20 protein-coding genes are annotated in these 23,293 nt (G+C 66.7%); 10 read left to right on the top strand and 10 right to left on the bottom strand.

Going from position 1 to position 23,293, the window contains the following annotated elements:
• Positions 1-225 precede the first annotated feature (225 nt).
• A complete protein-coding gene (locus ACQCSV_RS11065) occupies positions 226-819 on the top strand; it encodes an adenylate kinase (RefSeq protein WP_426938410.1) in 594 nt (197 codons plus the stop codon).
• Between the two features lie 167 nt (positions 820-986).
• On the opposite strand, the gene ACQCSV_RS11060 is transcribed toward ACQCSV_RS11065, so the two are convergent.
• The 4 genes from ACQCSV_RS11060 to ACQCSV_RS11045 form a co-directional block, all read right to left on the bottom strand.
• On the bottom strand, positions 987-1,643 hold the full coding sequence (locus ACQCSV_RS11060; protein WP_354155900.1) for a phosphogluconate dehydrogenase C-terminal domain-containing protein: 657 nt from the start codon (positions 1,641-1,643) through the stop codon (positions 987-989).
• 15 nt (positions 1,644-1,658) lie between these two features.
• The gene (locus tag ACQCSV_RS11055; RefSeq protein WP_426938409.1) at positions 1,659-2,117 is read right to left on the bottom strand and encodes a sugar phosphate isomerase/epimerase family protein; all 459 of its coding nucleotides are present in this window, start codon (positions 2,115-2,117) and stop codon (positions 1,659-1,661) included.
• Positions 2,047-2,784, bottom strand: coding sequence for a triose-phosphate isomerase (locus ACQCSV_RS11050; RefSeq protein WP_354155882.1), 738 nt, complete (start codon positions 2,782-2,784; stop codon positions 2,047-2,049). The genes ACQCSV_RS11055 and ACQCSV_RS11050 overlap by 71 nt, the downstream gene beginning before the upstream one ends.
• A 446-nt stretch (positions 2,785-3,230) precedes the next feature.
• On the bottom strand, positions 3,231-3,815 hold the full coding sequence (locus ACQCSV_RS11045) for a histidine phosphatase family protein (RefSeq protein ID WP_426938408.1): 585 nt from the start codon (positions 3,813-3,815) through the stop codon (positions 3,231-3,233).
• A gap of 244 nt (positions 3,816-4,059) precedes the next feature.
• On the opposite strand from ACQCSV_RS11045, the gene ACQCSV_RS11040 reads away from it, so the two are divergent.
• On the top strand, positions 4,060-4,995 hold the full coding sequence (locus ACQCSV_RS11040; RefSeq protein WP_354155880.1) for a 5'-3' exonuclease: 936 nt from the start codon (positions 4,060-4,062) through the stop codon (positions 4,993-4,995).
• A 22-nt stretch (positions 4,996-5,017) separates the two neighbouring features.
• Here the strand turns inward: ACQCSV_RS11040 and ACQCSV_RS11035 are convergent, their stop codons facing one another.
• Both ACQCSV_RS11035 and ACQCSV_RS11030 read right to left on the bottom strand, forming a co-directional pair.
• Entirely contained in the window at positions 5,018-6,523 is a 1,506-nt protein-coding gene (locus ACQCSV_RS11035) for a DUF222 domain-containing protein (RefSeq protein WP_354155879.1), read from the bottom strand.
• A gap of 158 nt (positions 6,524-6,681) precedes the next feature.
• A complete protein-coding gene (locus ACQCSV_RS11030; RefSeq protein ID WP_354155878.1) occupies positions 6,682-7,263 on the bottom strand; it encodes a hypothetical protein in 582 nt (193 codons plus the stop codon).
• A 161-nt stretch (positions 7,264-7,424) separates the two neighbouring features.
• Between ACQCSV_RS11030 and ACQCSV_RS11025 the strand changes: the two genes are divergently transcribed.
• The 3 genes from ACQCSV_RS11025 (at position 7,425) to ggt (ending at position 12,836) form a co-directional block, all read left to right on the top strand.
• Positions 7,425-9,587, top strand: a complete 2,163-nt coding sequence (locus ACQCSV_RS11025; RefSeq protein WP_354155877.1) for an elongation factor G-like protein EF-G2 — start codon at positions 7,425-7,427, stop codon at positions 9,585-9,587.
• Positions 9,588-9,597: 10 nt separating this feature from the next.
• A complete protein-coding gene (locus ACQCSV_RS11020) occupies positions 9,598-10,854 on the top strand; it encodes an MFS transporter (protein WP_354155899.1) in 1,257 nt (418 codons plus the stop codon).
• 134 nt (positions 10,855-10,988) lie between these two features.
• The gene (gene ggt / locus ACQCSV_RS11015) at positions 10,989-12,836 is read left to right on the top strand and encodes a gamma-glutamyltransferase (RefSeq protein WP_354155876.1); all 1,848 of its coding nucleotides are present in this window, start codon (positions 10,989-10,991) and stop codon (positions 12,834-12,836) included.
• Between the two features lie 42 nt (positions 12,837-12,878).
• On the opposite strand, the gene ACQCSV_RS11010 is transcribed toward ggt, so the two are convergent.
• Positions 12,879-13,139, bottom strand: a complete 261-nt coding sequence (locus ACQCSV_RS11010; RefSeq protein ID WP_193342937.1) for a hypothetical protein — start codon at positions 13,137-13,139, stop codon at positions 12,879-12,881.
• A 96-nt stretch (positions 13,140-13,235) separates the two neighbouring features.
• Between ACQCSV_RS11010 and ACQCSV_RS11005 the strand changes: the two genes are divergently transcribed.
• Together ACQCSV_RS11005 and ACQCSV_RS11000 are read left to right on the top strand one after the other, a co-directional pair.
• The gene (locus tag ACQCSV_RS11005; RefSeq protein WP_426938407.1) at positions 13,236-16,061 is read left to right on the top strand and encodes an ATP-dependent RNA helicase; all 2,826 of its coding nucleotides are present in this window, start codon (positions 13,236-13,238) and stop codon (positions 16,059-16,061) included.
• 151 nt (positions 16,062-16,212) lie between these two features.
• Positions 16,213-16,365 carry a hypothetical protein gene (locus tag ACQCSV_RS11000; RefSeq protein WP_354155875.1) on the top strand — a complete coding sequence of 51 codons (153 nt, stop codon included), beginning with the start codon at positions 16,213-16,215 and terminating at the stop codon, positions 16,363-16,365.
• 24 nt (positions 16,366-16,389) lie between these two features.
• On the opposite strand, the gene ACQCSV_RS10995 is transcribed toward ACQCSV_RS11000, so the two are convergent.
• Entirely contained in the window at positions 16,390-16,617 is a 228-nt protein-coding gene (locus ACQCSV_RS10995; RefSeq protein WP_354155874.1) for a hypothetical protein, read from the bottom strand.
• A gap of 141 nt (positions 16,618-16,758) precedes the next feature.
• On the opposite strand from ACQCSV_RS10995, the gene ACQCSV_RS10990 reads away from it, so the two are divergent.
• Entirely contained in the window at positions 16,759-19,701 is a 2,943-nt protein-coding gene (locus ACQCSV_RS10990; RefSeq protein ID WP_354155873.1) for an AAA family ATPase, read from the top strand.
• Here ACQCSV_RS10990 and ACQCSV_RS10985 read toward each other — a convergent pair.
• A complete protein-coding gene (locus ACQCSV_RS10985) occupies positions 19,682-20,359 on the bottom strand; it encodes an alpha/beta family hydrolase (protein ID WP_354155872.1) in 678 nt (225 codons plus the stop codon). The genes ACQCSV_RS10990 and ACQCSV_RS10985 overlap by 20 nt on opposite strands.
• Before the next feature lie 77 nt (positions 20,360-20,436).
• Here ACQCSV_RS10985 and ligD point away from each other — a divergent pair, with 77 nt between their 5' ends.
• The gene (gene ligD, locus ACQCSV_RS10980) at positions 20,437-21,459 is read left to right on the top strand and encodes a non-homologous end-joining DNA ligase (protein ID WP_354155871.1); all 1,023 of its coding nucleotides are present in this window, start codon (positions 20,437-20,439) and stop codon (positions 21,457-21,459) included.
• 17 nt (positions 21,460-21,476) lie between these two features.
• Here ligD and ACQCSV_RS10975 read toward each other — a convergent pair whose 3' ends face one another.
• The gene (locus tag ACQCSV_RS10975; protein WP_354155870.1) at positions 21,477-22,097 is read right to left on the bottom strand and encodes an L-threonylcarbamoyladenylate synthase; all 621 of its coding nucleotides are present in this window, start codon (positions 22,095-22,097) and stop codon (positions 21,477-21,479) included.
• Positions 22,098-22,239: 142 nt separating this feature from the next.
• Between ACQCSV_RS10975 and ACQCSV_RS10970 the strand changes: the two genes are divergently transcribed.
• A complete protein-coding gene (locus tag ACQCSV_RS10970) occupies positions 22,240-22,995 on the top strand; it encodes a ZIP family zinc transporter (protein ID WP_354155869.1) in 756 nt (251 codons plus the stop codon).
• Positions 22,996-23,293 lie beyond the last annotated feature (298 nt).

Genomic DNA, 23,293 nt, shown 5'->3' with positions numbered 1-23,293 from the left:
GGTGGTCCTGGGCAGTGGCTATCAGATAGGGCACCCGTAGGCGGGGCCGGGGCCCGCTCGCTGCACCACTGCTACCGGTAAAAGCACATAGACGCAGAGTACGACGGCGGGGCTCCTCCACCGTCGTACTCTGCTGTCAGGCGCCGATGCAGCCCGGCCGCAACCTCCGGATCAGTAGCATCGGGCCAGGACGAAGACGTCCACATAGGCAGCAAGGAGTATTGAATGACGAGAATGCTGATTATGGGTCCGCCCGGCTCGGGCAAGGGGACGCAGGCGGAACGGATTTCGGAGCGCCTCGGCGTTGTGGCCATTTCAACCGGCGATATCTTCCGTGCCAACGTCAAAGGCGGAACGCCGCTGGGTTTAGAGGCCCGGAAGTACATGGATAACGGAGACTTCGTTCCGGACAGCGTCACGAATGAGATGGTGCGCAACCGGCTCAGCCAGGACGACGCCAAGGAGGGATTTCTGCTGGACGGCTACCCTCGCACGGTGGCGCAGGTGGACTACCTCGACGGAATCCTCGCTGCCGGCGAACACAAACTCGGAGTGGTCCTGCAGCTGACCGCGGTTGACGAGGAACTGGTCTCCCGCCTTTTGGGCCGGGCCAGGGAAACTGGGCGGAGCGATGACAACGAGAGCGTCATCCGTCACCGGCTGGCCCTTTACCACCAGCAGACGGAGGCCGTGGTGGCCAGGTATGCCGGCCGCGGGATCCTTGCCGAGGTGGACGGGATGGGCGGGATCGAGGACGTCACGGACAGTGTCATGGGCAGGATCGACGACGTGCTGAGCGCGCCCGCCCGCGGACTGTAGGAGGCGCAACAGCGGGTGAACGACGGCGGTCTCTCCCGCCGTCGTTCACCCGTGGGCACTGTTGTTAGTTATCGATCACTTTCTGTCAATGAATTCCCTTACCAGCTTGGAGATTCAGCTGCAAACACGAATAGCCCGGTGCGCGGCAACTGCCACGCACCGGGCTATCAAGTGGGGAATTGGCGTTTGACGGCGTCCAGCTTGAGCATTTTGGCGTTGATGCCGTCCAGCTCGGAGTCGTCGAAGATCTTCTTCCAGTCGTCCTTGATGATGGTGTCCTTGCCGTACTGGACGGCGATTTCGCACGCCTCAGAGATTGGGTTGGAACCACGGAGGGCGTTGGTCAGGGTGATCTGCACGTGGCCGAACAGCATGGCCTTGGCCGCTTCTTCGGGAACGCCGGCGGTGTGGACGGTCTCGTGCAGCGCCTCGTTGAGTAGGGTGCCGATCATGCAGGCAACGGTCTCAACCATGGTGGGCTCGAGGATGGCGAGCTGCTTCACGGTGACGGAGGGGTGGCAGGGGTGCGCAACCGCCTGGACAACTTCGTCGCGCTTTGCCAGCAGTCCGGCGTAGGCGGCGGCGGGGTCCACAGTGAGCAGTATCGCGCCAGCCTTCAGCTGGGGGAGTACGCCTTTGGAGACGATGCCGAGGACGGTGTCCGGGACGGCGAGGATGACCACGTCGGCGTTCTTGACGGCATCCTCAGTGGAGGTGATGTCCCGGCCTTCGGCGCGGAGGCGCTCCTGGCCGGCGCGGGAGTTCTCGCTGTAGAAGACGGTGTGGGCGCTATTCTGGAGGTTCCGGGAAACGCGCATTCCCATTTTGCTGCTCACATTTCACTTGCTCCTTAGGAATTCGATGCTGTGTTTGGTCCACTGGTTTTCGAGGCGGATAGTATCGGCCTCGGAGTCCTGCCACGGCAGCCAGTGTTCGATGACCAGGTTGATATTTCTTTGGTGGGGTTGGAACTTGGTGACCATGTAGTCGTAGTCGAGCAGGTCTTCGCCGAGCGGTGCGCCGGCATAGGTGAACCCGACCCAGCCGTCCTTGCGGCTGAACGCGAAGTCCTTAACGTGCATGTTCAGGACGTAAGGCGCGACGGCGTCAATCACCTCGCTCGGCATCTCCAGGGCCGCGACGGTGTTGGTCGGGTCGCTGCAGATGCCGAGATAAGGGCTGTCCACGCCGCGGATCACGTCCAGGATCCGGGGGGTGGGCATCTGTTCATAGGTTTCCACCGCGATCTTTACCCCGGCGGCTTCGAAATCGGGCGGGACCTTTTTGAAGATCGCCACGGCTTCCCCTGCCGTCGGGGTGTGGCCCGGGACGTTGAACATGGTCCGCAGGTGCGAGCCCAGGATCCCGGGCCATGTGCAGGAATTTCCGCAGGTGCTCCACGCGGATGCCCTTGGTGCCGAGCTCCAGGGAGATGCCCAGCCGGTCCTCGGTGGCCCAGACGGCAACGAGCTCGGAGTCCGTTATGGTTTCCAGCGGGGCGTAGTCGCAGACCTGGAACAGGTCCACACCAAGTTCCGCAGTCCGCTCCAGTGCCTGGTGGATGCTGAGCGGTTCGGCGACCTTGTCCGAGAGCTGCCAGAAGAAGGCGTAGCTGATCAGCCCCGGTCCGGCGCTGCCGCCATAGATGACGCGGCTGTCAATTTCCGCGGAGCATTGCGCGACAGCCTCTCCCGGCGAACCGGCGTGAAGCTCGCCCACGCACAGGATGGGCGTGAGGCCGTTGCGGCAGGCGGCGGCCGTCTTCAGCCCGATGACCGTGTCATCCTCGCCGAAGATCCGGCGGCGTTCGGCATGGCCCACTTCGGCGTAGCGTCCGCCGAGCTCGGCCACGGTCTTGCCGCCCACTTCGCCGGTGCGAACGCTGGCGTGCTCGTCGCTGGCGGTGGTCGCCTTCTTTTCGGTCTCCAGAGCGCCGGTCAGCCAGGTCTTTTCCTCGGCAGTCAACCATTTGGCCGGGCGCGGGGGAGTCAGCGAGGTAGAACCAGGCGATGATCCCGATGATGATCGCCGGAAGTGCCACGCCGAGGAACATCACGCGCCAGGCCCTCGAGGCCGAAAAGGCCGTGTTGCTGGATGAGAAGGCCGGCCACTACGGAGCGGCCTGGAAGTGCAGGCCGTTCAGCTGGCCGCGACGAGGATTACCGAAGCGGCTCTTGGAGCGGATGCGCGCCAACCTTGAATCCATGGAGCGGAATCTGGACAACCCTTTCGGCTTTCGTAGAGGCCGATCAATGCCTCCAGGCCAAAAGAATCTCGGACTTCAGTGGCCGGCTCAATCCTGCCGGCGAACTCCTGAAGGAGCTCGCGGCGCTCCGGGGCAGCGCTGTAGTGTCGGTCCAGGACCTCTGGCGATCCCCAAACCTGCGAGGTTAAGGCGGACGCCTGGGTTCTCAGCCCTGGGCTGCAGCCACCATGCGTTTACCGTTGAAGTATTCGAGGTGCCAGCCCTCGGTGACATGGTGGTGGGCCAGATTCAGCACCGCGTTGTCGATCCTGTGCAGGGTGCGGCCGATAGCGAGGTTGAGGCTGACCCGAAGGAGCGTGCCGTGGGCTACCACCAGGACGCGTCGGCCGGAGAATTCATGGGCCAGTGCTTCCAGCGCCCCCAACCCGCGAGCGGCCGCGTCATCCTCGGTTTCGGCGCCGCGGTAACCGCCGGGTATGCGCATAGCCTCCAGCTCGAGGCCGGCCTGCAGGCCCTCGGCCTGTCCGAAGCTGCGTTCGGCGAGCGACGGAATATGCCGGGTAACGCTCAGCCCCAACCCGTCTGCTATCATCTTGGCCGTTTCCGCGGCACGGCTAAGCGGCGAGGACACGATCGCGTCCCACTCATAGCCAGACAGGACACCAACGGCGTCGCGCGCCTGGCCACGACCGACGTCGTTCAGCGGAATGTCGGTGGCCCCCTGCAGCCGACGCTGCGCATTCCAGTCTGTCTGGCCATGACGGATCAGGGCGAATGTCGTAAGGGTCATGATGACTATTCTCCCTGACGGCAGGCACGGACCGGGCAGCCGTCGGGATAAAAGCAACTTGCTGGACCAAACGGTCGGGAGGCGTGGGGAGTCAGCAGTGTTGGTCCTCACCGTTTGTGCAGGCACCGCGATGCTCCTGCGGCGGTGAGGGAGTTGCGCGTTCCTTGCCCTGTCTTGGCTGCACGGCGATGCTGCACGGGGCTCTGCCGATAGCCGCGCAGCTGCTTCCGTGTCAGGATCAGGTATGCCACACCGCCTGATGCTGCTTGATACTGCGTCCCTGTACTTTCGCGCCTTTTATGGCTTGCCGGACACGATCCGCCGTGCTGACGGAACGCCGGTGAACGCGGTTCGCGGCCTCCTGGACATGATCGCCCGCCTCACCACGGATTACGGGGCCACGCATCTGATTGCCTGCTGGGACGACGACTGGCGTCCACAGTGGCGCGTGGACCTCATCCCAACCTACAAGTCGCACCGGGTCGCCGAACGTGTAACGGATGCCCCCGACATTGAGGTGGTCCCGGACGCGCTTGAGGCGCAGCTTCCGATGATCCGCCGCGTCCTTGAACTCGCCGGCATCGCCATCGTGGGGGCTACTGAACACGAGGCCGACGACGTCGTCGGCACCTATGCAAGCCACGCGGACCTACCCGTCGATGTGGTCACCGGGGATCGTGATCTTTTCCAGACCGTCAACGATGACCGTCAGGTGCGGGTGATCTACACGGCGCGGGGCATGAGGAACCTCGAAGTCGTGACGGACGCGGTCGTCGTCGGGAAGTACCGCGTGCTGCCCGAACAATATGCCGATTACGCGACCCTGCGCGGCGACGCCTCCGACGGGCTGCCGGGCGTTGCCGGCATCGGTGAGAAGACCGCCGCGTCGCTCCTGGGCGAGTACGGCACGCTGGAGAACTTGCTCGCTGCAGCAGCTGACGGGGGAGGCGGGGTATCCGCGTCCGTGCAGTCCAAGCTGGCCGCTGCCGCCGACTACCTTACGGTCGCGCCAACGGTTGTGAAAATCGTGCGCGACCTCAATCTTCCCACCCTCGAGGAAGCGGGAGCACAGCTGCACCCGGTCGACGGCGAATCGCGCGCCGAACTGGAGCGTCTCGCCCTCGAATGGAACCTTGGAGGCTCGGTCAAACGGCTGCTTGACGCGCTTGACCGACAATAACGGTCACTGCGCATTCGCCCTGCTAGACCGGCTGGGGGATGCTCCACTCCGGCCACGGCTCGTCGACCGGTGCCTGTAGCCAGCTCCACTCCGGCAAGGGATCTACCGGGCACAGATCCACAGGCGGAGGTTCGCCGGGCAGGATGTCTTCGGGCACGGCCGGGCCAAGTTCCCGGTGCCATAGTTGGTTCAGGATTTCGGGTGGCCAATCGGGTGGTTCCCAGTCCTGTTGTTCGCTGGCGTACTGACGGCCTGTCGGTGAAATCCAACCGGGTGGCTTGTCGGTGGTCGCCCCAGTGGGTGTCCAGCCGCTGGCGTGTTTCAGCCTGTGATGCTTGGGGCATGGCTGCCCGAGGTTAATGATGCCGGTGGTGCCGCCGTCGGCCCAGGCGAGGAGGTGGTCGGCCTCATTGTCCAGAGACTGGTTGCTGCAGCCGGGGAACGGGCATTTCCCGTCCCGCAGACGGAGCCAGTGCCGCATGCTGACGGGGATGCGGTAGCTGGTCCGTCCGATCTCCAGCGGCGCCCCGTTGCGGGGATCAGTCAAGACACGGTGGAACGACGAGGAACTTTCGGCCATCAGACGACTGGCCATCGACGCCGGGATGGGGCCGTACCCATCGAGCATTGCGGGTTCGTCGGTGAGGCCCATGAGGGCGAACACCGGCACGGTCACGAGCACCTGCGCCGACGGTGGCGGCACGTGCTCCGCCGTGCCGCCAAGGAGCCACTTGGCGGCCACGTCGGCGCGGATTTGGCTCAGGTTCCGGTCCTCATGGGGTCCTTGGAGGGCGCAGGCCGCGGTGGTGGTGCGGTCCCAGATCCCGGCCGCCTGGTCCGCGGGGAGGTACGCGCTCAGCCAGGCCATGCCGTCCCGGTCCGGGGCGAACTCCAGCCGGCGGTCCAGGGCGCTTTTGATGTGGCGTTTTTCGATGCTGTCCGGGTGGTGGCGTTCGCGCCAGGTCCGGGCTTTGTACCGGAACCGGGATGGCACGAGTTCCCCGGCGGGGCAGCCCTGTGCAGGGTTCGCGTCGGGGTCCAGAAAGTGGGCTTCCAAGGCGGCGGCGCCGTCGGGGTCCAAGTTCGCGGTTTCCTCGACCATGGCCCGGGCATGCTGCCACGAAATGTTCCCATCCTGCAGGGCGGCCAGCGTCAGCGGGAGGGTGGTTGTCAGTTCGTGGGCCTCGGACAGAAGCGCACCGGCCGTCCGTTCGCTGACCGTCAGGACGTATGCGACCTCGGAGACCACGGCCATGTCCTGCGCGATGAGGCCCTGTGGCTGCGCATTCGGGGAGGCCACCGCCTGCGTAGTGTCAGCGAACCCGGCGGCGGCGTGGACTACCAGGGCAGCCGTGGCAGCTTGCAGCCGGGTAGCCTCCGCGAGCGTGTCCAACCAGCCGTCAGACTGCTGCCGCAGCGCATCCGGTTCCCCTTGACCCTTAGGATCTGCGCCAGGGATCACCAGAGCAAGCGCAGCGACAGAAGCCTTGATGGCCTCGAACGCCTCCACTGCGGTTGTCCCCTTCATACTCACATCATCTTGCGAGGCACTGACATTTAAGGGTCCCCGCGGACCTGTCCCGAGGAACCCGGCGAAAGAACTTCGGCCACCCGCTGGCTGGGGGCCGATACGCCATGCGGTGGCGGGCCTGGAACAGCGCCGCCATGCTCCGACGCGCTTGCTGCTCAGGCAGGGGCCGGGAGGAACCGGCCGTTCCTGATCCGCGACGGGCCAAAAACGACGTTCAGCGGGGCAATCGTCCGCGGCCCGTGTTCCCGCGACAAGGGGCGGCCGACGGCGACGTGGGGCACCCAGTGCGGGTACCGGTAGCCCAGCGACGGTGAGCTAAGGATGAAGTCGTCCACATTGTCCACGAGGAGGCGGTCCAGGAGGTCATGCAGGCCCTGCACCAAGGACACCCGGTAGTCGTGCACCCGACCGGGTACGTCCACTTCGAATCCGGAGATGCCGCCGCCACCCAGCACAATCAGTTGTGCCGAGGTGCCCGCAAACCCGTCCAGAACGGGCAGGCCCTGCAACCAGCCCGTTGTATGCCGGACGGCATCACCGGCCGGGGTGATCCCCTTGGTCCAGTCCGCGACGTCCTGCGCAAAATCCGCCAGGATGCCTATATGCAGCAGCGTCAGGTGCAGCCCTTGCGGCCTGCGCAGGGCGTTGACATAGCTGCCCAGGGCCTCGTAGTCGGAGGGGGCTGATCCCACCGCCAGGACGGGAACCTCCACTGTGATGCGCGGAACAGGCTGCATGGCTCCCTCTCACAGTGGCACGGACTCGTGGGTCTGGCTGCCATTATCCTCCGCTGCGGCCACCCCGACCCGGGGGTTGCTCTTGCCCTTGCGCCCGCCAGGGTGTCGAATCAAAGAACACGATTCGGCCCGGTGCATGGCAAAGATGCCAGGAGGTTCCCATGTCAGTGAAAGGCGCAAAGGAAACAGCGCGGACACCGGGGCGTGGAGGGCCGGAAGTGCGCCGGGCTGATGCTACTAACGGCATCGCGGCAACGGATTCCAAGCAGGTGCGCAACGTGGCGCTGGTGGGGCATTCGGGCGCCGGCAAAACCCTGCTTGTCGAAGCGTTACTGGCTGCCCACGGCATGATTACGCGCAAAGGCTCCATCGCGGACGGCACCACCGTGAGCGACTCCGACCCGTCAGCAGTGCGGCAGCAGCGGTCGGTCACGCTCTCCCTGGTTCCGCTGCTCATCAACGGCATTAAGGTCAACCTGCTGGATACCCCGGGGTATCCGGACTTTATCGGCGAACTCCGGGCGGGCCTGCGGGCTGCGGACTCGGCCCTCTTTGTTGTCTCCGGCGTGCACGGTATCGACGCCACCACTACGGCGCTCTGGGGCGAATGCGAACGCCTCGGCACGCCGCGGGCCGTGGTCATCTCCCGCCTTGACCACCCCAGGGCAGATTACGACGGCGTCCTGGCCGCCTGCCAGCAGGCGTTCGGCGAATCGGTGCTCCCGCTGTACGTCCCCGTCAGGTCCGGCGGCGAAACCACCGGGCTGCTGGGATTGCTGACGGGCACGGTCTCGGACTACTCCGCCGGCGATGCGGACGCCGGTCCCCGGGACGCTGACGCCGGCGAGCGCGCGGGTTCTGAGGGCGGCGCCCGCGGCCGGCTCATCGAGGGGATTATCGCCGAAAGCGAGGACGAAACCCTCATGGACCGGTATCTGGGTGGTGAGGACGTCGATACTGATGTCCTCATCGCGGACCTGGAAACCGCCGTCGCCCGTGGTTCCTTCTTTCCGGTCCTGCCAACCTCGGCTGTCACCGGGCTCGGCACGGCGGAAGTGCTGGAAATCCTGACCAGGGGCTTCCCGTCGCCGGTGGAGGGCGGCCTCCCGGCGGTGACTGACCTGGCGGGCGCTCCCTCGGCGGCCCTGGCCTGTGACCCGGACGGGCCGCTGGCGGCTGAGGTGGTCCGCACCACCATTGATCCGTTCCTGGGCAGGGTCTGCCTGACACGGGTCTTTTCCGGCACGTTGCGTGCTGACACGCCCGTGCACGTCGGCGGGCACGGGCTCGCGGACCGCGGCCATCAGGACCATGACACCGACGAGCGCCTCACCCACCTGTATTCGCCGCTGGGTCCCAACCTTCGTCCTGTGGCGCAGTGTGTGGCCGGCGACATCTGCGCGGTGGCGAAACTGGGGAGCGCCGAAACCGGGGACACCATCTCGGCCAAGGACCAGCCGCTGCTGCTGGTCACCTGGGAGATGCCGGAGCCGCTGATGCCGGTGGCGATCGAGGCGGACTCTCGCAGTGACGAGGATGCGCTGGCCCGGAGCCTGGCGAAGGTTGCCGCCGGCGATCCCACCCTGAGTGTGGAGCGGAACGCGGAAACACACCAGCTGATCCTCTGGTGCATGGGGGAGGCGCATGCCGAGGTGGTGCTGGACAGGCTGCGCGACCAGGGCGTGAAACTGCACACTGTTGGCGTGGTGACGCCGCTGCGGGAAACGTTCGCCGCCCCGGCAACGGGCCACGGCCGGCACGTCAAACAATCCGGAGGACACGGGCAGTATGCCGTCTGCGACATCGACGTGGAGCCGCTGGACCGTGGCGGCGGGTTCGAATTCGTCGACAAAACGGTGGGTGGGGTAATCCCCGGAACGTTTATCTCCTCGGTGGAGAAAGGGGTAAGGGCGCAGATGCAGAAAGGGTTGGCCGCCGGGTTCCCCGTGGTGGACCTGCGCGTCACCCTGGTGGGCGGGAAGGCCCACAGCGTTGACTCTTCCGACGCCGCCTTCCAGGCAGCCGGCGCGCTGGCGCTCCGGGAGGCCGCCGCGGCCGGCCGCATCCAGCTGCTCGAGCCGGTTTCCTCGGTCAGTATCACAGTGTCCGAGGCGCACGTGGGTGCCGTGATGAGTGACCTCTCGGCACGCCGCGGCAGGCTCACGGGTACGGCCACGTCCGGTAGCGAGCTGACCGAGATCAGCGCGGAAGTCCCTGACCAGGAACTGCTGAAGTACGCCGTGGAACTTCGTGCGCTGACTGCCGGGACCGGCCGGTTCCGTCGCCGGTACCTCCGGCATGACCCGGTACCCAGCGGTTCATGAGCGCCACGTCATGAACGCCGCCGCGCGGAAGATCCAGCGCATCTATCTCACCCTAACGCTGGGCAATACTCTTGCGGCCTCCTTCATCTGGGGAATCAATACGCTTTTTCTGTTGGATGCCGGGCTGAGCAACCTCGAAGCCTTCGCGGCCAACGCCTTCTTCACGGCCGGCATGGTCCTCTTCGAAGTGCCCACCGGGGTCATCGCGGACGGATGGGGTCGGCGGGTGTCCTTCCTGCTCGGTACGGTGACGCTGGCGGCCTCGACCTACCTGTACTACCTGCTCTGGCAGTTGTCCGCTCCATTCTGGGCCTGGGCGTTGGTGTCCGTCCTGCTGGGCCTGGGCTTCACGTTCTTCTCCGGGGCCGTGGAGGCCTGGCTGGTGGATGCGTTGCGCTTCTCCGGCTACGACGGTGAGCTGGAAGCAGTGTTCGGGCGGGCACTGATGGTCTCGGGCGTCGCGATGCTTGTGGGTTCGACGGCCGGCGGCGTGATTGCCCAGGCCACGGATCTGGGCGTACCGTTTTTGCTGCGTGTGGGCGTGCTGCTGGCCATGTTCGGGGTGGCATTCTGGCTGATGCGTGATGTGGGTTTCACCCCGGAGCGTTCTCCCCATCCGCTCAAGGCGAGCCGGGACGTGCTGTCTGCCTCCATCGACAACGGCCTGAAAAACCCGCCCGTCCGGTACATCATGTTGGCCGCGCCGTTCAGCGCCGGTGTCGGGATTTATGTTTTCTACGCCTTGCAGCCCTACCTGCTGGAGCTCTTCGGCGACCCGCACGCCTACTCCGTCGCCGGACTCGCCGCGGGCATTGTGGCCGGGGCGCAGGTGGTGGGCGGATGGCTGGCACCGATGGTCCGCCGCCTGGTCCGCAAACGCACCACCGTGCTTGTGGTGAGCAGCATCATGGGCGCCTTGATCCTGGTGGCGCTCGGCATAACGCGCGTGTTCTGGGTGGCCCTGCTGCTGCTGGTGCTCTGGGCGCTCGTCTCCGCGGCGGGCACCCCGGTACGGCAGGCGTATTTGAACGACATGATCGACTCAAGACAGCGGGCAACACTGCTCAGCTTCGATTCGCTGATGGGATCCAGCGGTGGAATCGTGGTGCAGCCGCTCATGGGCCGGGCAGCGGACGTGTACGGCTATCCCACCTCGCTGGCCATCAGCGGTGTCATTGAACTGTTCGCCGTGCCGTTCCTGCTGGCCAGCCGGCGGCGGCGCTCGCCGGCCGACGCAGCAACCACCGAAGCCGTCACACCGGCCTGAAGCCATGGCCCGTGCCCATGGCACTGGCACTGGCACTGGCACTGGCACAAAAAAATGGAGCTTTGAGAGTCCCTACCCGGCGGAGTATCGTGGCGCAAACCCACCTTGCGCAACACCCTGACCCGGGAGAGATCATGCCTAGTGTGCGACGTCGATTGGCAGCTGTGACGGCTGTCCTGGCCTTGAGCGTAACGGGTGGGGCGGTGACCAGTCCCGCGTTTGCAGACCCCCGTCCGACGGACAGGATCCCTTCGGCCACCGGGTACGGCGGGGCGGTGAGCACCGTTGACCCGGAGGCGTCCGCTGCCGCGATCGAGGTCCTCCGGAACGGCGGTAATGCCGCAGATGCGGCGGTCGCCGCGGCCGCGACCCTGGGTGTGACCGAGCCCTACAGCGCCGGCATCGGCGGGGGCGGATACTTCGTGTTCTACGACGCGAAGACCGGCAAAGTGGGAACCATCGATGGCCGCGAAACGGCGCCGGCAACGATGCCGACGGACGCGTTCATCGACCCGGCCACCATCACGCCTGCGAACCCGGCCGGCAGCCCATACCGGTTTACCCCCGAACTGGTGACCAGTGGCGTCTCCGTAGGCGTCCCCGGAACACCAGCCACGTGGGAACGGGCCTTGGAACGGTGGGGAACGCTGGACCTTGGCGACGCCCTCAAGCCCGCCATCAAGGTGGCCAACCGTGGATTCGCGGTGGACGAGACCTTCCGCCAGCAGACACTCGACAATAAGGTCCGGTTCTCGGCCTTCCCCGCCACGGCGAGTCTGTTCCTTCCCGGCGGTGACGCTCCCGTCGTCGGCAGTATTCTCCACAACCAGGACCTCGCTAAGACGTACCGGCTCCTCGCGAAGGAGGGAACGGCTGCCTTCTACGGCGGACCGCTCGCGGCGGAGATCGCCGCCACGGTCCAGTCACCGCCCAAGAGCGACACCACCACGCTGCCTGTTCCGGCCGGCCACTTGACGACGGCGGATCTCGCCGCATACCGGACTCTGGACCGGGAGCCCACGCATGTTGAGTACCGCGGCTACGACGTTTACGGCATGGCGCCGTCCAGCAGCGGTGGCACCACAGTCGGCGAAGCCTTGAATATCCTGGCGCCTTTCAACCTCCGTGAGATGACCGCGCCGGACGCGTTGCATCACTACCTTGAAGCGAGCGCACTCGCTTTCGCGGACCGTGCCAAGTACCTGGGCGACCCGGCTTTCGTCAACGTCCCCACCAAAGCCCTCACCGACCCGCTGTTTGGGAAGGAACGGGCGTGCGCCATTGACCCCACGACGGCGGCAACAAAGCCGGTGCCGGCCGGGAACGCGTCAAACTACAGCGGAGTGTGCAAGCTGGCGCCTGCCGCAGTGGAGGACGAGAAAGACACCGAAAACATCTCCACGACCAACCTGACTGTGGCTGACAGGTGGGGCAACGTGGTCGAATACACCCTCACGATCGAGCAGACCGGCGGGTCCGGGATGGTGGTTCCCGGCCGCGGGTTCCTGCTCAACAACGAGCTCACCGACTTCTCTACCGTTTATGTCCCCACCGACCCGAACCGGATCGAACCCGGCAAGCGCCCTCGGTCCTCGATGTCGCCCACCATCATCCTCAAGGACGAAAAGCCGTTCCTGGCGCTCGGTTCGCCCGGCGGATCGACGATCATCACCACCGTGCTGCAGACCATCCTGAACAGGGTGGACCTGGACATGAGTATTTTGGACTCGTTGGCGGCCCCGCGTGCGTCGCAGCGCAACACCCCCAACGTCACCGCCGAACCGGACTTCATCACACAGTACGGAGACGCCTTGGCACCCTACGGTCACAAGTTGGTCCCCGCAGGTGACGCCTTCACCTCGGCAGCCGAGATTGGTGCGGCGACCGCCATCGAGTTCGGGCCCGGCAAGCGCGTGACCGCGGTTGCCGAGCCCGTGCGGCGCGGTGGGGGTTCGGCGATGGTGGTCAGACCCGTTCGGTGAACCAGCTTGCCACCGTCAGCTTCGAGGGGGCAGTGACCCGGGTTACTGCCCCATGCCGGGCTGAACGGGAACAAACTCGATGGTGGTTTGGACCTTTTTCTGCGGACCACGGGAAAAACCCTTGGCATCAAGCTGGTTTTGGGCGCGGTATAAGGCCAGGGCGTCGTCGTAGAGCTCGTTGAGCCGGCGGCCGGAGACCTCCTCCTGGGAGCCGTCGCTGAACGTGACAGTCACTGTGGCACTGGCGGGAAAGTGCCGCTTCATGCGGATGAAGCCTTCGGAGTCCTGCTGGAGATTGATCAAGGGAAATCCTGCTTTCATGGTCGACGACCTCCAGTCTGACCTATCCAGGGCGCACCTGCGCTGACGCCGGTGCGGGATTGCGGCGACAATGGACGGGTGACATTGCCAACCAACTCCGCCGCTGTCCCTGCGGAGACCTCTGCCGCCAGCACCTCTGCCGCGGGGACCTTTGATCTGGCGGCCATCGGTACCGGTCTGGCCTTTGCTGAATCGCTCGGGGAGTTGTCCTCCGTGCTGCACGCCGGCGGTGCAGCGGGCACGGCCGTGGTGCAGGCCCCGCCCGGCACCGGTAAGACCACGCTCGTCCCGCCGCTGCTGGCCAACCTTGCCACACCCGAAGGAAAGCCCCGGCGCGTGGTGGTCACCCAGCCCCGGCGCGTGGCCGCCCGCGCAGCTGCCCGGCGCCTGGCCGCCTTGGACGGCAGCCGGATCGGAGACCGCGTGGGGTACACCGTCCGCGGCGAACGCCAGGCCGGGCCCGCCACCCTGGTGGAATTTGTCACGCCGGGGATCCTGCTGCGGCGCCTGCTCGATGATCCCGGCCTGGAGAGCATCGACGCGGTCATCCTGGACGAGGTCCATGAACGCGGCCTCGAAACCGACCTGCTGCTGGGCATGCTCACCGAAGTGCGGCAGCTGCGCGGCGACCTCACCCTGGTGGCGATGTCCGCCACACTGGACGCGCCCCGCTTCGCCGCCCTGATCGGGGGCGCCGCCGGGAATGCGGGGACAAGACACCCCCTGACAGAAGACGCCGGGACCGCGGACGACGGCGGCGGGCCTGCTCCCGTCGTCGACTGCCCCTCAGCGCTGTACCCCCTGGAGGTGGAGTGGTTGCCCGCCGCCGTGGCGCGGCTGGACGACCGCGGGGTCACACGCGGGTTCCTGGACCACATTGCCGATACGGCCGCGCAGGCCCACTCGGCCGCGGTGGCGCAGGACGCGGGCACCGATGCGCTGGTGTTTGTCCCGGGCGCCTGGGAGGTGTCCTATGTGGCGGCCCGCCTCCGCGGCCGGGCGGCTCCGGGGACCGAGGTGCTGGAACTCCACGGCCAGGTCAGCCCAGCCGAGCAGGACCAGGCAGTGTCGGGGCGCCGGCCGGGCGGCCCTGCACGGATCATCGTGTCCACGGACCTGGCCGAGTCTTCCCTGACTGTCCCCGGCGTGCGTCTGGTGATCGACTCCGGGCTGACCCGTGAACCCCGCCGCGACGCAAACCGCGGCATGTCCGGACTGGTGACTGTTTCCTGCTCCCGGGCCTCCGCGGAGCAGCGCGCCGGCAGGGCCGCGCGGCAGGGTCCGGGCCGGGTGGTGCGCTGCTACGACCAGAGGACCTACGGTGCCGCCCCGGCGCATGTGACACCGGAGATTGCGGTCGCGGACCTGACCGGTGCTGCGCTGGTCCTGGCTTGCTGGGGATCACCGGGCGGCGCCGGGCTGGCGCTTCCGGATGCACCTCCCGCCGCGGCCATGGGCGAGGCTGGAGAGGTGCTGCGCGAACTCGGAGCCGTGGCCCGCGACGGGCAGGCCACACAGCTGGGGCGGACGCTGGCCAGGGTCCCCGCCGATCCCCGGCTGGCCCGGGCACTTCTCGGCGGCTCAGCGGCCGTAGGCCAGCGCGCCGCAGCGGAAGCAGTGGCCCTGGTGGCGGGGGACCAGCGGGCCCCGGGGGCCGATCTCACCCGGCTGCTGACAGTACTTCGCGCCGGGAAGGATCCCGCCGCCCGGCGCTGGGCGGAGGACGCCCGCCGGTTGGAGGCCATTGCGCGGAAGGAGGCCACCGCCGTCGGCCCGTCCGCCATCGCCTCCCTGGTGCGCACCGCGCCGGTGACTGCGGCAGAGGCGGTGGGCGTCGTCGTCGCGCTGGCGTTCCCGGACCGCGTGGCCCGGCTCGTCCCGGGGGATGGTCCGGCGCGGTACCTGCTGTCCTCCGGCACGCGCGCGGGGTTGCCGGCGGGCAGTCCGCTGGCCGGGCAGGAGTGGCTGGCCGTGGCGGAAGTTTCGCGCGCCGCCGGCCGGGATGCCGCCGGTACCGGCGCGGTGATCCGGTCCGCGGCGCCGCTGAGCGCCGATACCGCCGAGGCGGCCGCCGGGCAGCTCCTGACCGACACGGTGGAAGCGCAGTTCAGCCAGGGCCGGGTGAAGGCCAGGCGGGAACGCCGGCTGGGTGCCATCAGCCTGTCCTCCACCCCCGTCCGCCCCTCCGCCGAGGACGGCCGTGCCGCTGTGGCCCGCGCTCTCGCCAAGGAGGGGCTGGGAACCATCGGATGGTCGACGGCGGCCGATGCGTTGCGTCGCCGCCTCGCCATTCTGCGCCGCGAACTGGGTGAGCCGTGGCCTGATGTTTCCGAACCCGCCCTGCTGGCCCGGCTGGACTCCTGGCTGGGTCCGGAGCTCGCGGCAATGGCAGGTGGCGCCGCCACCAGCAGCATCGACCTCACCGACCCCTTGCGGCGGCTGCTGCCCTGGCCCGAGGCGGTCCGTCTGGCGGAGCTGGCACCTGAGTCGCTGAAAGTGCCGAGCGGATCGATGGTGCGGATCGACTATCCCGACGTTTCGGACAATGCGGCGTCGGGCAGTGCCGGGTCAGTCGGTGCCGTGCCGGACATGGCAGGATCCGGGCACGCGGTACCCGGGCAGGCAGGCGCATACGACGGCGGCCGGCCTGTTGTCGCTGTCAAGCTGCAGGAGTGCTTCGGCTGGGCTGCGACGCCGCGGCTGGTGGACGGCAGGGTACCGGTCCTCTTCCACCTGCTCTCACCCGCGCGGCGGCCGCTGGCTGTGACGGATGACCTGGCGTCGTTCTGGTCCGGGCCCTACGCGCAGGTGCGGTCCGAGATGCGCGGCCGCTATCCCAGGCACCCCTGGCCGGAGGATCCCTGGACGGCTCAGCCGACTGCCCGGACCAAAGCCCGTATGTAGCACCTTCCCGTCCAGCGTTCTGCTTTTGGGTGCACAGGTGAGATGTCCGATACGTAGCCGAAACGTTGCGTCGACGCGCTGAAACATGGCGTAGTTAGGCTCATTCCTACGTGGACAACGTAGTCCGGCCCACCACACGAGAGGACGCAATATGTTGCTTTTGAGTAGCCTGAACCTCCTGTTTGACGCCGGCCACGGAGAGGACAACCGCCCGCACAACGGCGGAATCTGGAAGACCGATTTCCCCACCGGCCGGCTGACTTCCACCGCCTGGGAAGGCTGGTGGCACGAGGACGCCGCGTAGCCGACACAGCTGATCCCGAGCGCCTTACTGTTCGGGGATCCAGTACGGAGCCGGGACACCTGCTCCGGTGAAGTTATCGCAGCGGAGCAGCTGAGTGCCGATTCGGGTGAGCAGGCAGTTTTCGAAGCTGGGACGCCCATCAGAGGATGCGGAATCCATCCTGGCGCTTGCACCCGCATCGGGCCCGAGCGCAAGCAGGACCAGGGTGAGCAGAATACCTGCCCGTTGGGAAGGCTTGGTGGGCTTGTACATGGCAAATCCTTTCAAAGAATCCTTGGTCTGACACCTTCACCTTCCGTCGCCCATGCCTCGCACCACATCAGGCATGACCCCTTAAAAGCACACGGAGTACCCTCAGATCTGTACGCGCCTGCGGCAGGGGTGCAAGCTGGGATGGTGGCGACACCGTGGGATGCCGGCGGCCCGGAGTTGGTAGGACGGGAAGCGGACTTGGCGCAACTGACCGATGTCATCAGCGGTGTCTGCGCCGGCACAGCGAGGACGTTCATCGTTGCCGGGGACGCCGGTGTCGGGAAGAGCGCGCTGGTCAGCCGGGCGTGCGCGTCCGCTCCGCCAGAAGCGCTCATGCTGATGGGCGGGGCCCTGCCGCTGGCGTCCGTGGACGTCCCGTTCCTCGCCTTGAGATCAGCATTCCGTGCGGCAGCCAGCGGCGGCCAGGCACTGCTGCCGCCTGACATGTCCGGCGATGCGCGTCCGGATTTGCTGGTCCAGATCGATGAGTGGCTCACGGGGCAAAGCCGTTTGAGGCCGGTGTTCCTGGTAATCGACGATCTCCACTGGGCGGACCAGAGCACCCTCGATGTGCTGATGTACGTCCTGGCGGGTCCGAGTGACCGGCCGCTGGGTGTGATCGGGACTGTGCGGAGCAACGAAATCCGCCAGGGAGGGGGACTTCACCAGTGGCTCACCGACATCCGGCGGCTGCCCCGGGTCCGCGTGCACCCGCTGGGACCATTGGACCGGCCTGACACGGAGGCGCAGCTGAGCGGGCTCCTGGGCGTTCCCGCGCATCAGTCCCTTGTCAACGAGGTTTTCACCCGCTCGGCCGGAAACCCTTATCTGAACCTGCTGCTCGTCACGGGGCTGGAGGCCGGGGCCCGGCATTTGCCCCCAGGCTTCCCACCCGATCTGAAGTCGGCGGTCCTGCGCTCATGGCGTGGGCTCTCGGCCGGCGCCCGCGAGTTGACGCAGATCATGGCGCTTGGCGGCCGGGCGGCCGCCGCGATGGAACTGAGCGCGGTGGCTGGTTCCGCCGTCGAGGCCGATGGCGTGCGGCCGCTGCTGCGCTCGGCAGTGGAGTCAGGCCTGGTGGACCTTGCTCCGGACGGGACCTACTGGTTCCACCATCCGATCATCGCCGAAGCGCTGGAACAGGGGCTCGATGCAGGTGAACGGCGGCGCTGGCATTCGGCGTTCGCCGCCTTCTACGAGCGGCAGTTCGACGACGACACACCGCCCGAGGCCGGCGTCGTCGTATCCCTCGCCGATCACTACTATGCGGCGGGTAGAACGGCTGACGCCTACCGGTGGTCGCTTACGGCGGCAGGTCTGGCATCTGCGAACGGTGCACTCAGTGATGCCGTGCGGCTCCTGCGGCGATCCCTGCAACTGCGGGACGCCTTGCCTAGCGAAATGGAACGGCCGCGGGAGCTTTGGAACAGGCTCCGTGCCGCAGCCCGGGAATCCGGGGCATTACTCACCGAGCTCGAGGCCATCGAGGGGTTGCTCGCGTGCATCGACGCCTCGGCCGAACCGCTGGAAGTGTCCCACCTGATGGTGCGCCGCATGCATCTCCAGTTCTCCACGGGGCAAACCTTCCTTCCGATGGCCGACATCCGGGAAGCAGTCCGGCTGTCCGCCGCGGCGCCGGACAGCTGGCAGCACGCCCTCGCGTTAGCCGAACTGGTCCACGCGAGTATGCGGCATGACGAGCCTGCCCATGAGACTCAGTCACGGCAGGCGCTCGCCCTTGCCCGTGAGGCAGGCAATCACCTGGCACTTTCATACGCGCTGACCGCGGCGGCCATCGTAGCGAACCTGGCCAGCCGGTCCGCCGAGTCACGCAACCTGGCGGCCGAAGGAGCCCTGGAAGCGGTCCAGGCCCGCGATTTCTGGGCGTACGTGCATGCCACATACTGGACGGCCAACGCCCAGGGCCCTTGGACCAGCGAGGAGTACGCGGTCCTCCTGCGTCGGGCTCGGCAGGTAATGATGGAACAGGGGGCACCCCATACGTACATTGCCAAGATCGCGGCCGACGAAGCGGCCAGCTACCTGGCCGTCGGCGAATGGCGGCAGTGCCGGGCGGCCCTGCGGATCGCACTAAGCTTTGATCCGGGCCCAATGGGCGAAGTGAGCGTGCGGCTCACCGCTGCGCGGCTGGCACAGCTCCAAGGCAGGAACGTCGACGCCGGCATCCACCTCGACCGGGCTGACGAGCTGAACCACGTAAACCAGGAAAACTCCGCACGCCTCAATCTGGACTATGACGCCGTCCGTGCCGAAGTACTTGTGGCCGCGGGTCGGCCGAAACTGGCATTCGCAGCGGCAATGGCAGGGGCCACCGCCCCGGGGCCGCCACCCACGATGTGCGAGTGGCTGCTGCCGCTGGCTGCCCGTGCGCTCGCCGACCAGGCGCAGCTGGCCAGAGACGTGGGCCACCCCACTGTGGAACTGCTGGTTGCCGCCAAGGAACTCGAGGAACGCTTTCCCGGCGTCCTTCACGAACCCCCGGGCCAATCGGCGTTCTACTTCCGGCAAGTGGCGGCTTTCGAACTCCTTTACAGCACCGAACTGGGCAGGGTCCGGAACCAGCCGGGCAGCGCGGCAGCATGGGCACAAACAGCCGATGCCTTTCGTACGGCGCACCTGCCGTGGGAAGAGGCCTACGCCTGCAGGCGGGCCGTGGAAGCGCTGCTGCTGCAAGGGCACCATCGGAGTCCCAAGGCCGCAGAACTCCTCCGCCGGGGGCTGACTCTGGCGGCGGACCTTGAGGCGGCCCCCATCAGGGTGGCACTGGAACGCCTTGCCGCCCAAGCGAGGATTCCGGTGGCGCCGGTAACGCCCGGGCCGCAGCCCCACGAAGCCAGGCTGCCGGGACTGAGCCCAAGGGAGCAGGACATCCTGGAACATGTGATGGCCGGCAGGACCTACGGCGAAATTGCCCGGGGGTTGATGATCAGCGAGAAAACCGTCAGCTCGCACATCTCGAACCTTCTCCGGAAGACGGGCGCAGCCAACCGAGTGGACCTTGCGCGGCTGGCATCGGGGGAGAAATCAGTCAGTCATGGACGCATCAACCGTGGCTCCGCATGAACTCGACTACCTTCGGCGCCAGAGACGCTCCGATCTCTGCTGCATCGCGCTTCTTTCCTGCGACGGCGAAGGAGTGGTCACCGCCGTCGATCCAGTCAAGGACAGCGGATGAGCCGATCCGGGAGACCACACCGTCCAGCAGCTCCGTCGTCGCGAAGGTGTCGCGGGTGCCCTGCAGGAACAACATGGGGAGCGTTAGCCCGTAAAGGTGCTCGTCGCGGAGCTTTTCCGGCTTGCCGGGCGGGTGGAGGGGATAGCCAAGATAGACGAGTCCGGCACTTTCCATTCCCTCGGCGACGGCCATGGACGCCATCCGGCCACCAAACGACTTACCGGCAGCCCACACCGGTCCGCTATCACCGTGCTCGGTTCCTCGCCGCGTTGCTTCCTGCATGGCAGCGCGCCAGGCGGCGATGGCTGCGGGCGGCCGGTCCGGGAATTTCCGGCCGGCCTCGCGGTAGGGGAAGTTGAAGCGCAAGGTGGCAACGCCGTCGTCGTTCAATGTCCGGGTGAACCCGATCAGGAAGGGGTGCTCCATGCCCGCCCCGGCCCCGTGCGCCACCACCAGGGTCCCAAAGGGGCTGTCCGGGCGGGCGTAAACGCCGGAGACCTCAACGTCGCCGACCGGGAAGGTGACAGGGAATTCAGCAACGGCCATAGGTCCATGATGCCGGATCACCGGCGGCCACGCGCCGAGGTACAGACGCCGCGCGCGGCGCAGGGTAGGTTGTCCCCATGGCGAGCGAACAGACCACCCTCACTGTCCCGGGACCGCACGGCGAGCGCGAGATGCGTGTTTCCAGCCCCAGCAGGGTGCTCTGGCCGGAGCTCGGTCTGACCAAGCTGGACCTGGCACGATACATGGTGGATGTGGGGGAGGCGTTCATTGCTGCGAACGGTGACCGACCCGTGGCGCTGCAGAGGTACTCGGACAACGTCGAGGGGGACCAGTTCTTCTCCAAGAACCCGCCCAAGGGAACCCCGGATTTCATCCGGTCGGTGAAGGTGACGTTTCCTAGCGCACGCTCGCACCCCATGCTGGTCCTGGACGAACCCGCCGCGGCTGTATGGGCGGTCCAGATGAATACGGTGGTGTTCCATCCGTGGCCGTCGAATACAGAAAACACCGACAACCCTGACCAGCTCAGGATCGATCTTGACCCCCAGCCGGGCACGGACTTCGACGACGCCATCCCGGCCGCCCTGGCGCTGAAGGACGTGCTGGGGGAGGCCGGGTTGGAAACGTTCATCAAGACATCGGGGAACCGCGGCCTGCACGTCTACGCTCCCATCGCGCCCAACCATGAATTCCTGGACGTCCGCCACGCGGTGATTGCCGCGGCCCGCGAGCTGGAGCGGCGGATGCCGGACAAGGTGACCACGGCCTGGTGGAAGGAGGAACGCGGCGAGAAGGTGTTCCTGGACTTCAACCAGGCGAACCGCGACCGGACCATCGCCGGCGCGTACAGCCCCCGCGCGCTGGCCCATGCGCCCGTCTCCTGCCCGCTCAGCTGGGACGAACTGGGCAGCGCGGATCCCAAGAACTTCACCATGCTGACGGTCCCCGAGCGGCTAAGGACCGTGGGAGATCCCTGGGCAGGCATGAACGGGCATCCGGGAACTATCGACGTGCTGTTGGGCTGGTGGGAGCGGGACCTCAAGGCCGGCCTCGGCGAGCTGCCCTTCCCCCCGGACTACCCGAAGATGCCTGGTGAGCCCATGCGGGTACAGCCGAGCCGGGCGCGCAAGCAGGACTGAGTCTGTTTGAGCCCGGTCTACTCGAACCGGGACGGGTCCCCGGTGCCGCGACGCACCACTTCGGCCACGCCGCTGGAATAGTCGATCACCGTGGTGGGCTCGGCCCCGCAGTCGCCGGAATCGATGACGGCGTCCACAGCGTATTCAAGGCGTTCCTTGATTTCCCAGCCCTGGGTCAACGGGTCTTCCTCGTCCGGGAGCAGCAGGGTGCTGGAGAGCAGCGGCTCCCCAAGCTCGGCCAGCAGCGCTTGGACCACCCGGTTGTCCGGGATCCGCACGCCCACCGTCTTTTTCTTCGGGTGCAGCAGCCGGCGCGGCACTTCCTTTGTGGCAGGCAGGATAAACGTGTAGCTGCCGGGCGTGACGGCCTTAATGGCGCGGAAGACATCGTTGCCGATGTTCACGAACTGGCCCAGCTGGGCGAAATCCTTGCATACCAGCGTGAAGTGGTGCTTGTCATCGAGCTTGCGGATATTCCGGATCCGGTCCAGCGCATCCTTGTTGCCCAGCTGGGCGCCGAGGGCGTAACAGGAGTCCGTAGGGTAGGCGATCAGCCCGCCGTCGAGCACGATTTTCACGGCCTGCGTGATGGCGCGGGGCTGGGGATCCTGGGGGTGAACATCAAAGTATCTGGCCATGCCCCTGAGCCTACGACAATTGCCGCCCCTGCCAGTAGACAGGCACGGTTCCGTGCGTACGAGGCCGAAGGCGTATAGGTTCAGGGCGTACAGGTTCAGTCAGTCCGGTGAGTCCCGGGCGGACAAAACGAAAGGTGGCAGCATGCCGATGTGGCTTCAGGCGTTGATGTGGGGAACCGTGGCCGGTGCCGCACTGGTGTTGGGGGCGGCCGCGTCGTGGAAATGGGCCATACCGTCCAAACTTGTCTCCACGATCATGTCCTTTGGGGCGGGCGTGCTGATTTCGGCCCTGGCGTTCGAGCTCGTCGGCGAGGCGGTTGAGGGAGGAGGCCTGTGGCCAACGGTGACCGGTTTCCTGTCCGGCTCCGTGGTCTACGTCGGAGTAAACATGCTCCTGAACCGGGCCGGCGCAAAACACCGCAAACGCTCGGGCGGCCAGCAACCGTCGGAACAGGAGCGCCCCGGCAGCGGCACGGCCATCGCCTTCGGCGCCCTCCTCGACGGGATCCCGGAGTCGGTAGTTCTCGGCGTCGGACTCATCACCGCGGGATCGGTCAGCCCGGCCATGCTTGTGGCCGTGTTTATCTCCAACGTTCCCGAGGGTCTGTCCGGTACTGCGGGGATGAAAAAGGCAGGCCGCAGTACCGGATACATTTTTGGGGTGTGGGGAGGCATTGCCGTGTTGTCCGGGCTCGCCTCGCTGATCGGGTTCGTGGCGTTGGAGAACGCGCCGGACGTCGTCGTAGCCTTCATTACCGCGATCGCGGCGGGCGGGATCCTGGCGATGCTCGCCGACACCATGATCCCCGAAGCGTTCGAGGAGCATCACAACCTCACGGGACTGACCGCTTCCGTAGGGTTCCTGACGGCCTTCACAGTCCACCAGCTCGGGGGGTGAGCTCCCGGCGTCGTCAACGGTCAGCCCACATGCACCCACGGCCGCTTGGTGACATCCGGTTCGGCTTCGCGCAGGATCTCGCGTGTCACGGGAGCAATCTCGCCTTCGCGGTGGACTTGGCTCGGCGGCAGGTTACGAGGGAGGGGAACGTCGTCAGGCTGACGCCGACCGAATGGAACATCCTGGAACTCCTGGTCCGGAACCCTCCGCGGTTGGTGACCCAGCAGCAGGGGTACCGGTTTTTGCACTGAACCCGACAGGAAATCAGGGTCCCATAACCCTATGAACGCGGTTGGAA

The sequence above is a fragment of the Pseudarthrobacter sp. S3 genome, from assembly GCF_050156905.1.
Taxonomy (GTDB): domain Bacteria; phylum Actinomycetota; class Actinomycetes; order Actinomycetales; family Micrococcaceae; genus Arthrobacter.
Note: the sequence above shows the minus strand (reverse complement) of the source record. Positions and strands in the feature narration are given on the sequence as shown.

Bases quoted from the DNA above. Each gene is read 5' to 3' on its own strand.
- ACQCSV_RS11065 (WP_426938410.1), top strand. From the start codon at position 226: ATGACGAGAATGCTGATTATGGGTCCGCCCGGCTCGGGCAAGGGGACG.
- ACQCSV_RS11060 (WP_354155900.1), bottom strand. From the start codon at position 1,643: ATGGGAATGCGCGTTTCCCGGAACCTCCAGAATAGCGCCCACACCGTC.
- ACQCSV_RS11045 (WP_426938408.1), bottom strand. From the start codon at position 3,815: ATGACCCTTACGACATTCGCCCTGATCCGTCATGGCCAGACAGACTGG.
- ACQCSV_RS11040 (WP_354155880.1), top strand. From the start codon at position 4,060: ATGCCACACCGCCTGATGCTGCTTGATACTGCGTCCCTGTACTTTCGC.
- ACQCSV_RS11035 (WP_354155879.1), bottom strand. From the start codon at position 6,523: ATGAAGGGGACAACCGCAGTGGAGGCGTTCGAGGCCATCAAGGCTTCT.
- ACQCSV_RS11030 (WP_354155878.1), bottom strand. From the start codon at position 7,263: ATGCAGCCTGTTCCGCGCATCACAGTGGAGGTTCCCGTCCTGGCGGTG.
- ACQCSV_RS11025 (WP_354155877.1), top strand. From the start codon at position 7,425: ATGTCAGTGAAAGGCGCAAAGGAAACAGCGCGGACACCGGGGCGTGGA.
- ACQCSV_RS11020 (WP_354155899.1), top strand. From the start codon at position 9,598: ATGAACGCCGCCGCGCGGAAGATCCAGCGCATCTATCTCACCCTAACG.
- ggt (WP_354155876.1), top strand. From the start codon at position 10,989: ATGCCTAGTGTGCGACGTCGATTGGCAGCTGTGACGGCTGTCCTGGCC.
- ACQCSV_RS11000 (WP_354155875.1), top strand. From the start codon at position 16,213: ATGTTGCTTTTGAGTAGCCTGAACCTCCTGTTTGACGCCGGCCACGGA.
- ACQCSV_RS10995 (WP_354155874.1), bottom strand. From the start codon at position 16,617: ATGTACAAGCCCACCAAGCCTTCCCAACGGGCAGGTATTCTGCTCACC.
- ACQCSV_RS10990 (WP_354155873.1), top strand. From the start codon at position 16,759: ATGGTGGCGACACCGTGGGATGCCGGCGGCCCGGAGTTGGTAGGACGG.
- ACQCSV_RS10985 (WP_354155872.1), bottom strand. From the start codon at position 20,359: ATGGCCGTTGCTGAATTCCCTGTCACCTTCCCGGTCGGCGACGTTGAG.
- ligD (WP_354155871.1), top strand. From the start codon at position 20,437: ATGGCGAGCGAACAGACCACCCTCACTGTCCCGGGACCGCACGGCGAG.
- ACQCSV_RS10975 (WP_354155870.1), bottom strand. From the start codon at position 22,097: ATGGCCAGATACTTTGATGTTCACCCCCAGGATCCCCAGCCCCGCGCC.
- ACQCSV_RS10970 (WP_354155869.1), top strand. From the start codon at position 22,240: ATGCCGATGTGGCTTCAGGCGTTGATGTGGGGAACCGTGGCCGGTGCC.